The 11707-nt window shown below is 71.3% G+C and carries 7 protein-coding genes; 5 read left to right on the forward strand and 2 right to left on the reverse strand.

Annotated features, from left to right (window positions below):
* Nucleotides 1–379: 379 nt before the first annotated feature.
* Entirely contained in the window at nt 380–2062 is a 1683-nt protein-coding gene (locus ACZ61E_RS24965) for a lytic transglycosylase domain-containing protein (protein WP_469702084.1), read from the reverse strand.
* A gap of 302 nt (nt 2063–2364) precedes the next feature.
* On the opposite strand from ACZ61E_RS24965, the gene ACZ61E_RS24970 reads away from it, so the two are divergent.
* The gene (locus tag ACZ61E_RS24970; protein ID WP_469702085.1) at nt 2365–3291 is read left to right on the forward strand and encodes a DUF4184 family protein; all 927 of its coding nucleotides are present in this window, start codon (nt 2365–2367) and stop codon (nt 3289–3291) included.
* Between the two features lie 48 nt (nt 3292–3339).
* Here the strand turns inward: ACZ61E_RS24970 and polA are convergent, their stop codons facing one another.
* Complete coding sequence (gene polA / locus ACZ61E_RS24975) at nt 3340–6051, reverse strand: DNA polymerase I (RefSeq protein WP_469702086.1); 2712 nt, start codon at nt 6049–6051, stop codon at nt 3340–3342.
* Nucleotides 6052–6199: 148 nt separating this feature from the next.
* Here polA and ACZ61E_RS24980 point away from each other — a divergent pair, with 148 nt between their 5' ends.
* The 4 genes from ACZ61E_RS24980 to ACZ61E_RS24995 all read left to right on the forward strand — a co-directional run bounded on the left by ACZ61E_RS24980 (nt 6200) and on the right by ACZ61E_RS24995 (nt 11567).
* Entirely contained in the window at nt 6200–8515 is a 2316-nt protein-coding gene (locus ACZ61E_RS24980; protein WP_469702087.1) for an FdhF/YdeP family oxidoreductase, read from the forward strand.
* A 165-nt stretch (nt 8516–8680) separates the two neighbouring features.
* Complete coding sequence (locus ACZ61E_RS24985) at nt 8681–9184, forward strand: PaaI family thioesterase (protein WP_469702088.1); 504 nt, start codon at nt 8681–8683, stop codon at nt 9182–9184.
* Between the two features lie 271 nt (nt 9185–9455).
* Nucleotides 9456–10052 carry a Tat pathway signal sequence domain protein gene (locus tag ACZ61E_RS24990; protein ID WP_469702089.1) on the forward strand — a complete coding sequence of 199 codons (597 nt, stop codon included), beginning with the start codon at nt 9456–9458 and terminating at the stop codon, nt 10050–10052.
* Nucleotides 10053–10322: 270 nt separating this feature from the next.
* Nucleotides 10323–11567, forward strand: a complete 1245-nt coding sequence (locus ACZ61E_RS24995; RefSeq protein ID WP_469702090.1) for a branched-chain amino acid ABC transporter substrate-binding protein — start codon at nt 10323–10325, stop codon at nt 11565–11567.
* Nucleotides 11568–11707 lie beyond the last annotated feature (140 nt).

An 11707-nucleotide genomic window follows, 5' to 3' on the forward strand; every position in this document is an offset into this window, starting at 1 on the left:
ACCGGCGTGAATAGGGGGAGGATGCGTGGTCGCTCCGCCGCCGGGAGGACCCCAGCTCGCCTCCCCCCCCCCCCCCCCCTCCCCTCTCCTCCCCCCCCCCCCCCCCGCGCAGGTGACTGGTACGGGCCCCGGGCCTGCGAGACCGGCCGCGCGACGGCGGGTGTCCCACCGGCACGGGCGGACGACCCGCTTTCCCAACACGCCCCAGGGAGCGCCCGGAAGCAGCGCCGTCCGTCCGCAGGGCGGGGCCCGCGGCGTCCGGTGCGGTGCCTCGCGAGGCGGAGGACCGGCCTCGTACCGGGGTACTCGGCCGACTCCGACAACGCGGAGAGGCGCCGTGCCGGGCGTCGCGGGCCAGGCGGGACTTCGCGGAGACGCCCTAGGCCGGGGCCGCCGCCACCTTCAGTTCGATCGTGACCTTCGCTCCGCCCGCCGTCTCGATCCGGAGCAGGAACGTGCCGGTCGCGTCGTCCGCGAAGATCTTCGGGAGGACGAGTACGCCTTGGTCGTTCGTCTTCAGACCCGTCAGGGAACGGAGCGGCCCGCCGTCCGCGCCCTTGAAGTGCGGGCCCTTGTCGGCCGGCGACGCGTCGTCGGCCGACTTGATCATGGTGGCCCTGACCGCCACACCAGGGGCGATCTGGCCCTTGTTGGTGGCCTTGACCTCGACGGAGTCCGCGAACTCCGCGCCCGGCGCCGCCGCCAGCTCCTTCTCGCCGGTCCTGACGACCGCGTCCGCCTGGCGCTCGGTGACCGTCGCCGTGAAGTCGACGGCCGGGACCGTACGGCTGACGACACTCGCCCGCACCGTGAACTCACCGGTCTGCTCGCCCGGCCGGAGCACGGGCGCCGTGGCGATTCCGTCGGTGCCGCTGGTGACGACCGCCTTCCTGGCGCCGCCCTCGAACCTCGCGTCCGTGTCGCCGACGATCAGGAACTGCACCGCCACCTTGCCGACGGCCTTGCCCTTGGCGTCCTCGCCGCGCACCGTGACGCGCTCCGCGAACGCTCCGCCCGCCGTGGCGGAGAGCCGGCCCGTGCCCGCGTTCTCCAGCCGCTGGACGGTCGGCGCCGGGGTGGTGGGCGGCGGCGTCGTCGGGGGCTTCGGCGGGTCGGAGGGCTTCGGGGGCTCGGGAGACGGCGACTGCGGGCCGCCGGGCTTCGGCGGGTTCGGGGTCGGCGAGGGGCTCGCGGAGTTGCCGGGGCTCGGGCTGGGCGAGCCGCCGGGGCCGCCCGGGTTCAGCGGGCCGGGCTCGGTGGGCAGCACGCCCGTGCCGTCCGGCACCTCGTGGCTGCCGCGCTTGTAGTAGTCGAACCAGGACAGGACCGTCGACAGATACTCCCGCGAGCGGTTGTAACTGAGGATCGCCTGGTCGAGATTGGCCTTCACCGTCAGGTCGCGATTATTGGCGCAAAGATAGCGACCGGCGGCCAGCGCGGCGTCGAAGATGTTGTTGGGGTCCTTGCGGCCGTCGTTGTTGGCGTCCTGGCCCCAGGTCGCCCAGGTGGACGGGATGAACTGCATGGGGCCCACGGCGCGGTCGTGCGTCTTGTCACCGTCGTAGGCGCCGTCGTCCGTGTCGGAGATGTTGGCGAAGCCGACACCGTTCAGCACCGGGCCGAGGATCGGCGAGAAGGTGGTGCCGTTGTCGTCGACCCGGCCGCCGCGCGCCTGACCCGACTCGACCTTGCCGATCGCGGCGAGGAGCTGCCACGGGAGGTTGCAGCCCGGGTTGCTGCTCGCGATGGTCTGCTCGGCCTGCTTGTACGCGGCCAGCACCGTCGCCGGGATGCCCGCTTCCGCTTCGCCCGTGCCCGGCAGGTCGATCGAAGTGCCGGGCTTGTCGGGGGTGTTCAGCGGCGGGAGGTCCGTGTGGTACGACGAGTCGCCGGAGGCCGAACCCTCGTCCGGCACGCTCGATCCGGACGCCTGCTTTCCGCTGTCACCACCGCCGGAGACTATCGCGGGGGCCTGTGAGGCGGAGAGTGCGGCGACCGCGAGCGCGGCGACCGCTGTGGTGGTCGCCCCTCTGCGGAGCCGACGGCCGAATTGCGCTGCCATACGTCTGGTCCCTCCCGGTGAACGGCTGTTCGCGCTCCCCAGCGCGAGGACTCAGGCGACCCTACGGCAACTCCCTGTGTACGCACACGGGTCGGTGACCGCTTTTCACCGGTTCGCCACCTCCCGGCCTCCCGCGGGGAGAACCGGTGGCCGAGAACGGACGTCCTCCATGATGCCCTCCATGACGTCCTCCGTACCGGCCGACGGCCCCGACCTGACCTTCTCCGCCTCCTGCTGACTCCGTGCCAGGTGATCGTGGCCCCCGCCGGATCGAACGGAAACACGCCCTTTGGGAGACCGCCTTGCCTTTCACGCTGAGCCATGCCGCGGCGGTGCTGCCGGGCATCAGGAGGGACGGCACGTCGCGCGGGCCGCTGCTCGCCTCCGCGCTCGTCGCCGGCTCGATGGCCCCCGACATGACGTACTTCGCCGCGACCGCCGTACCGGCCGCGATGGAGTTCGGCGACGTGACCCACGGCCTGCCGGGTCTGTTCACCGTCGACGCCGTCATCGCGGCGGCGCTCGTGGGCCTCTGGCTGATGCTGCGTGAACCGCTGCTCGCGCTGCTTCCCGCCGCCTGGCAGGGGCGGGCGCACGCCTTCGTACGGGGACCGGACCGGCGCGGCGGACGGCCGGCGGCGCTCGTCGCGCGCTTCTACCTCTCCGCGGTGCTCGGCGCCTCGACCCATGTGCTGTGGGACGCGTTCACGCACTTCGACCAGTGGGGCACCCGGCTGGTGCCCGCGCTGCGGGACGAGGTCGCGGGCTTCCCCCTGTACACGTACACGCAGTACGGCAGTTCGGCCGTGGCCCTGGTGGTGCTCGGCTGGTTCACGGTCACCGCGCTGCGCCGGCTGCCCCGGACACCCGCGCCCGCGTCGGTTCCCCCGCTGCCGCGGCGCGAGCGCGCGGCGGCCCACGCGCTGCTCGCCGGGTGCGTACTGCTGGGCATGGCGCACCGCTTCACCCGGTGGTACGCCCACCACGGGCAGGTGTCGACGCCGCTGGACGTCGTCCCGACCCTCTGCTTCGGCGCGGGGGCGGGGCTGGCGGTGGGACTGGTGCTGTACGGCGCGGGCGTGCGGCTGCGCCGCGCCCGTACGGCGACCGGTCCGCCCCGGAGCGCCGGTACGTCCCCGGACAGCGGACGCGCCTCACGTGCCGTACGGGACGCGGACTCGGCCGGTCCGGCGCTGGGGGAGACGGCACGCCGCCCGTCCGGCGACTGAGCGCAGGTGGACGGAGCGGGGCCGGGGCACGGGGCCCCGGCCCGGCCGTCAGTGCGCGGCCGAGTCCCAGTCCGGGCCCACGCCCACCGAGATGTCCAGCGGCGCCCGCAGCTCGGTCGCCGCGGCCATCTCGCGGATCACCAGCTCCTCCACGCGGTCCCGCTCGCCGGGGGCGATCTCCAGCACGATTTCGTCGTGGACCTGGAGCAGCATGCGCGAGGTCAGCCCGGCCTCGGTCAGCGCCCTGTCGACACGGAGCATCGCGACCTTGACGATGTCGGCGGCGGTGCCCTGGATCGGGGCGTTGAGCGCCATCCGCTCGGCCATCTCGCGGCGCTGGCGGTTGTCGCTGTTGAGGTCCGGGAGGTAGCGGCGGCGGCCGAGCATCGTCTCCGTGTAGCCCGTCGCCCTGGCCTCCTCGACCGCCCGCTGGAGATAGTCCCGTACGCCGCCGAAGCGCTCGAAGAACGTGTCCATCAGACCGCGTGCCTCGGCCGCCTCGATGTTCAGCTGCTGGGAGAGACCGAACGCCGAGAGGCCGTAGGCCAGCCCGTACGACATCGCCTTGATCTTGCGGCGCATGTCCGCGGTGACCGCCGCGCGCTCCACGCCGAACACCTGGGAGGCGACGGTGGTGTGCAGGTCCTCGCCGGAGGTGAACGCCTCGATCAGGCCCGCGTCCTCGGACAGATGGGCCATGACCCGCAGCTCGATCTGGCTGTAGTCGGCGGTCATCAGCGACTCGTAGCCCTCACCGACGACGAACCCGCGGCGGATCGCGCGGCCCTCGTCGGTGCGCACCGGCACGTTCTGCAGGTTGGGGTCGGTGGACGAGAGGCGGCCGGTGGCCGCCACCGTCTGGCTGAAGGTGGTGTGGATACGGCCGTCGGCCGCGATCATCTTGACCAGGCCCTCGACGGTGACGCGGAGCCTTGCCTGCTCGCGGTGGCGCAGCATCACGACCGGCAGTTCGTGCTCGGTCTGCGCGGCGAGCCAGGCGAGCGCGTCCGCGTCCGTCGTGTAACCGGTTTTGGTCTTCTTCGTCTTGGGCAGACCCAGCTCACCGAAGAGGACCTCCTGGAGCTGCTTGGGCGAGCCGAGGTTGAACTCGTGGCCGACCGCGGCGTGCGCCTCCTTCACCGCCTGCTGGACGGCGGCGGCGAACTGCTCCTCCAGGCCGGTCAGATGGGGCCGGTCGGCCCAGATGCCGTTGCGCTCCAGCTTGGCGAGCAGCGCGGAGGTGGGCAGCTCGATCTCCTGGAGCAGCCCGGTGGCGCCGACCTCCTCCAGGCGTCCGGTGAACGCGTCGCCGAGGTCGAGGATCGCGCGGGCCTGCGTCATCAGCGCGTCGGCCTCGGCCTGGTCGTCGCTGCCGAAGGCGAGCTGTCCGTCGGCCGCGCTCGCCGGGGCCAGTTCGCGTCCGAGGTACTCGACGGCGAGGGCGTCGAGCGCGAAGGAACGCCGGCCGGGCTTGACCAGATACGCGGCGAGCGCGGTGTCCATGGTCACGCCGCCGACCTGCCAGCCGTGCTCGGGGGCGACCCGCATGGCGCTCTTGGCGTTGTGCAGGACCTTGGGGCGGTCCGCCGCGGCGAGCCAGGCACCGAAGGCCCTCTCGTCGGCCTCGTCGAGCTGGGTGGTGTCGAACCAGGCGGCGGCGCCGTCGGCGGCGGCCAGCGCGACCTCACCGATGCTTCCCGTACCCAGCGCCCAGGTGTCGACCAGGGCGACGCCCAGCGGCTCGCCGCCGTGCTCGGCCAGCCAGGGCGCGAGCTCACCCGAGGCGAGGACCCGGCCGTCGAGTTCGACACCGGCCGCCGGGGCCGGGGCCTCGTCCTCCAGCGCGCCCGGGTCGACGGCGAGCAGCCGCTCGCGCAGGCTCGGGTTGCGGATCTCCAGCACTTCGAGGAAGCCGGCGACGGCGGTGCGGTCGTACGGATCACGCGCCAGGTCCAGCGGCCCCTTCGTCAGCTCGACGGTGCGCACCAGCTCGGTGAGATGACGGTTGAGCGTGACCGAGGGCAGGTGGTCGCGGAGATTCTGCCCGACCTTGCCCTTGACCTCGTCGGCGCGCTCGACCAGATCGGCGAAGGAGCCGAACTGGTTGATCCACTTCGCGGCCGTCTTCTCGCCGACGCCGGGGATGCCGGGCAGGTTGTCCGACGGGTCGCCGCGCAGGGCGGCGAAGTCCGGATACTGCGCGGGCGTCAGCCCGTACTTCTCGTGGACCTTCTCCGGGGTGAAGCGGGTCAGCTCGGAGACGCCCTTGGTGGGATACAGCACCGTGGTGTGCTCGCTGATGAGCTGGAACGAGTCCCGGTCGCCGGTGACGATGAGGACCTCGAAGCCGGCTTCCTCGGCCTGCGTGGCGAGGGTGGCGATGACGTCGTCCGCCTCGAAGCCCTCGATCGCGAACCGGTGCGCGTGCATCGCGTCGAGCAGCTCACCGATCAGCTCGACCTGGCCCCTGAACTCGTCGGGAGTCTTGGAGCGGTTCGCCTTGTACTCGGGGAACTCCTCCGAGCGCCATGTCTTGCGCGACACGTCGAAGGCCACCGCGAAGTGCGTGGGTGCCTCGTCACGCAGGGTGTTCGCCAGCATCGACGCGAACCCGTAGACGGCGTTGGTCGGCTGCCCGGAGCTGGTGGTGAAATTCTCCGCGGGCAGCGCGAAGAACGCCCGGTACGCCAGGGAGTGCCCGTCCATGAGGAGCAGGCGAGGACGGTTGTCTGCGGTCTTCTTCGACGCTTTCTCTGCCACGTACCCGATCCTGCCACGCCCCACTGACAATCCCGACCGGCGCACTGCGACGCGACGGGCCGTCGGCGGTGCGTGACAGGATCGGGGTACAGGACAGCCAAAAGGACGCGCGGGGACGAGTCCCGGCGTACGAACTTGGGAGAGCGTGATGGCCAGTAAGCCGCCCTCGGGTGACCCGGTCCAGGACGCACCGCAGGTCGCCGCCCCACGGCACAGCGCCGCCGGGCTGCCCGCCGTGGCCCAGTCGCTGCGGGTCGCCCAGCAGCAGATGGGTGTCACCCGGGCGGCGCGGACACTGCTCAAGGTGAACCAGAAGGACGGCTTCGACTGTCCGGGCTGCGCCTGGCCGGAGGGCGACCACCGGCACACGGCGGAGTTCTGCGAGAACGGCGCGAAGGCGGTGGCCGAGGAGGCGACACTGCGCCGGGTGACGCCCGACTTCTTCGCCGCGCACCCGGTGGCCGACCTGGCGACCCGCAGCGGGTACTGGCTGGGCCAGCAGGGCCGTATCACCCGGCCGATGCTCCTGGAGCGCGGCGCGGGCGACGGCGGCGCGGACGGGAGCGACGGCGGGGACCGGTACGAACCGGTCAGCTGGGAGCGCGCGTTCGCGATCATCGCCGAGGAACTGAGGGCGCTCGACTCCCCCGACGAGGCGTTGTTCTACACCTCGGGCCGTACGAGCAACGAGGCGGCCTTCCTGCTCCAGCTGTTCGCCCGCGAGTTCGGCACGAACAACCTGCCGGACTGCTCCAACATGTGCCACGAGTCGTCCGGTTCGGCGCTCGCGGAGACCCTGGGCGTCGGCAAGGGCAGCGTCTCCCTGGAGGACCTGCACCGGGCCGACCTGATCATCGTGGCCGGTCAGAACCCGGGGACCAACCACCCCCGGATGCTCTCCGCCCTGGAGAAGGCGAAGTCGGCGGGGGCAAGGATCATCTCGGTGAACCCGCTGCCCGAGGCGGGCATGGAGCGGTTCAGGAACCCGCAGACCCCGCAGGGCATGGTCAGGGGCGCGGCGCTCAACGACCTCTTCCTCCAGATCCGCATCGGCGGCGACCAGGCCCTCTTCCGGCTCCTCAACAAGCTGGTCCTCGACGCGGCGACGACCGATCCGTCGGTGGTCGACGAGGCGTTCGTCGCGGAACACACCCATGGCTTCGAGGAGTTCGCCGCCGCGGCGCGTGCCGCGGACTGGGACGAGACCCTCACGGCGACGGGCCTCGACCGCGCGGACATCGAACGGGCGCTGGCCATGGTGCTGGCGTCGAAGCGCACCATCGTCTGCTGGGCGATGGGTCTCACCCAGCACAAGCACTCCGTCGCGACCATCCGCGAGGTCGTCAACTTCCTGCTGCTGCGCGGCAACATCGGCCGGCCGGGCGCCGGGGTGTGTCCCGTACGCGGACACTCCAACGTCCAGGGCGACCGCACCATGGGCATCTTCGAACGGCCCGCGCCTGCGTTCCTCGACGCCCTGGACCGGGAGTTCGGCATCACCTCGCCGCGCCACCACGGCTACGACGTCGTACGGGCCATCCGCGCGCTGCGCGACGGCGACGCCAAGGTCTTCTTCGCCATGGGCGGCAACTTCGTCTCGGCGTCGCCGGACACCGAGGTGACCGAGGCGGCGATGCGCACGGCGCGGCTCACCGTGCACGTCTCGACCAAGCTCAACCGCTCGCACGCGGTGACGGGCGCGCGTGCCCTGATACTTCCCACGCTCGGCCGTACCGACAAGGACGTGCAGGCGGGCGGGCGGCAGATCGTGACCGTGGAGGACTCCATGGGCATGGTGCACGCCTCGCGCGGCAACCTCGCCCCCGCGAGCCCGCACCTGCTCTCCGAGCCGGCGATCGTCGCCCGGCTGGCGCGGGCCGTCCTCGGCCCCGAGTCGCTGACTCCGTGGGAGGAGTTCGAGAAGGACTACGCGTCGATCCGCGACCGCATCGCGCGCGTGGTCCCCGGTTTCGAGGACTTCAACGCACGCGTCGCCACGCCCGGCGGGTTCCAGCTCCCGCACGCCCCGCGCGACGAGCGGCGCTTCCCCACCGCCACCGGCAAGGCCAACTTCACGGCGGCGCCCGTGGAGTACCCGGAGCTGCCGGCGGGCCGGCTGCTGCTCCAGACGCTGCGCTCGCACGACCAGTACAACACCACGATCTACGGCCTGGACGACCGCTACCGGGGCATCAAGGGCGGTCGCCGCGTGGTGCTGGTGAACGCGGACGACGCGAGGGAACTGGGCCTGGCCGACGGCTCGTACACGGACCTGGTCAGCGAGTGGAAGGACGGCGTCGAGCGGCGGGCCCCCGGCTTCCGGGTGGTGCACTACCCCACGGCGCGCGGCTGCGCCGCCGCCTACTACCCGGAGACGAACGTGCTGGTGCCGCTGGACTCGACGGCCGACACGAGCAACACCCCGGCGAGCAAGTCCGTCGTGGTGCGCTTCGAGCACCGGTGACGTAACGGACCCGGACCGGCCAGGGCGTGTGGTGAAGGACGACGTCACGTTCACCACACGCCCTAAGCGTTCGCTCAGCCATCTGGTAAGACGGTGCGGACCAGCGCACCGAACAAGGTGCATGGACCACGTGACGCACCACGCAGCCGATCGGAGCCGGAGCCCATGGGTGAGCAGCCCCCAGCGAACGACCAGACAGCGCCGACGTTCCCCCAGGAGGTCATCGACGAGTACGCCCCGTACGACATGGACCTGACGTCGTTCTTCTCCGCCGGGAACCTCGGCACCCGGATGGGCCTGGTGGTCACCGAGGCGTCCGCCGACCGTGTCGTGGCCACCATGCCCGTGGAGGGCAACACCCAGCCGTACGGGCTGCTGCACGGCGGCGCCTCGGCCGTGCTCGCCGAGACCCTCGGCTCCATCGGCGCGATGCTGCACGGCGGGCGCAACAAGATCGCCGTGGGAGTGGACCTCAACTGCACCCACCACCGCGCCGTACGCGAGGGAGTGGTGACCGGCGTCGCCACCCCGATCCACCGCGGCCGGTCCACCGCGACGTACGAGATCGTCATCACCGACGGGCAGGACAAGCGGGTGTGCACCGCCCGGCTGACGTGTCTTCTCCAGACCGGCGACGGCACCTCCTTCATCCCGACAAAAGAGGCTTGAGCACCGAACCTCAAGGGGACCTCAAGCGGGCCGGGGGAAGCCCCGAACGGGCTTCCCCCGGCCGGGGGTGACCAACAGGTGAGACGGGAGACGGCCGCCGAACCGCCTCGAAACACCACGGAAACACAGGCCCGCCGAGCGCGGCGCGGGCGGCCGGCCACCCGCCGGACCCCGCGCGGGGGAGCCAGGCCGGAACCCTGATGGTGACGTTATGTAACGCCTTGCGGTGCGATCCATTGTCCTGTCGCCCGATGCGCATTAGCTTCGGCACATGAGCGGTATCGGCCCCGTCGAACCGGGCGAGGACACCTGCCACCACCCGGAGGGCCTGCCCACCCGGGCGACGCCGGCCCCCGTCCGCCTCACCGTGCCCCCGCGCCACCGCCGCAAGGCCGCGCTCGCCGCCGCAGCGGCCCTCACCGCGGGCGTGTGCGTCCACGTGCTCACCGCCCCCGATCCGCCGCCCGCGCCGCCACCGCCCTGGCCCTCTCAGGTCGTCGGCTTCCACTACGCGGGAGCCGCCGACGGGGCCGGCCGCGCGGGCGCGTTCACCTTCGGCATCGACATCTCCACCGAACCCGGCCGGCGGGTGACGATCGACGCCATCACCCAGCCCTCGGCGGCGCTCGCGGTCTCGACGCGGCCGTCCGCGCCGTTCACCGTGGAGCCCGGCGCGTCCCGCGAGGTACGGGTGACCGTCTCCGTGCTCGACTGCGGACACGTGCCACGGAACGCCGGACTCCCCTTCCTGGATGTCACCCTGCGTAACGAAAGGGCGGTCCAGAAACAGAGCCGCATCCTCGGCGGCGGCTACCCGGAAGACCTCGGAAAGGCCATCGGGAAAGCCTGCGGCCGTCCCGCTCCGTAACCGTCCGACTACCGTGACGGTCCTGCTGGTTCTCACCATGTGGACTTCCGAACGGTCTCAAATCACACGTCTTTCCCTTCCCTGCCGGGCTTCACCGCGCCCCCGTCATAACAAGAGCGTCACATCATGGGCCGCACCTCTGCACCACCCCCACCAGCGCGCTTAGAGTCACGGCCAGTCACCGCGCCACCGGATTACTTGTCAGTTCGGTTCCAGCGCTCGACCCGGCTTCTCAATCAGGGACAGCCGTGCCAGGGGAAAGGACTGATCGTGCGTCACCGTTCCTTGTTCATAGTCACCACTGCGGTCACCGTAGGAGCCCTCACGCTGTCCGCTTGCGGCTCCCGCGACGACAGCAGCGAAGGAGGCAGCGGCGGCGGCGGAAAGACGACCGTCGTCATCGGCCTCGACGCGCCGCTGACCGGAGACCTCTCCGCGCTCGGCCAGGGCATCAAGAACTCCGCCGACCTGGCCGTCAAGACGGCCAACAAGAACAACGAAGTCGACGGAGTCACCTTCAAGCTGGAGGCGCTCGACGACGTCGCCCAGGCCGCGACCGGTCAGCAGAACGCCACCAAGCTCGTCGGCGACGACGAGGTCATGGGTGTCGTCGGCCCCCTGAACTCCGACGTCGGCCAGTCGATGCAGAAGGTCTTCGCCAACGACAACCTGGTCCAGGTGTCGCCCGCCAACACCAACCCCGAGCTCACGCAGGGCAAGGACTGGCAGAGCGGCAAGAAGGTCCGCGGCTTCGACACGTACTTCCGCACGTCGACCACGGACGCCATCCAGGGCCCGTACGCCGCGCAGTACATGTTCAACGACAAGAAGCTCAAGAAGGTCTATGTCATCGATGACAAGAAGACCTACGGAGCCGGTCTGGCCGCCACCTTCTCCACCGAGTTCAAGAAGCTCGGCGGCGAGGTAGTGGGCACCGACCACATCAACCCGGACGACAAGGACTTCTCGTCCGTGGCGAGCAAGGTCGCCCAGACCGACGCCGAGTTCGTCTACTACGGCGGCGAGTACCCGGCCGGCGCCCCGCTGGCCAGCCAGATCAAGAACGCCGGCGCCAAGATTCCCACCGTCGGCGGCGACGCCCTCTTCAGCGCCGAGTACATCAAGCTGGGCAAGAAGAACTCCGAAGGCGACTTCGCCAGCTCCGTGGGCGCGCCCCTGGAGACCCTGGAGACCGCCAAGAAGTTCATCGCGGACTACTCGGCCGGCGGCTACGACGGCGCCTTCGAGGCGTACGGCGGCTACGCCTACGACTCCACCTGGGCGATCATCCAGGCGGTCAAGGCCGTCGCCGAGAAGAACGACGGCAAGCTGCCCGGCGACGTCAAGGACGCGCGCAAGCAGATCACCGAGGCCATGCAGGACGTCAAGTTCGACGGAGTCACCGGAACGGTCGGCTTCGACGAGTTCGGCGACACCGTGAACAAGCAGCTCTCCCTCTACGAGGTCAAGGGCGGCAAGCACGTTCCCGTGAAGACGGGCGTGTTCGAGGACTGACCGGGCTGACCAGCCCTCCCTCCATACAGGACCTACCACCGCGGGGGGGGGGGGGGGGGGGGGGGGGGGGGGGGGGGGGGGGGGGGGGGGGGGGGGGGGGGGGGGGGGGGGGGGGTGGGGTGGGGGGGGGTGCCAGTAAG

Source organism: Streptomyces sp. NPDC104581, assembly GCF_055583685.1.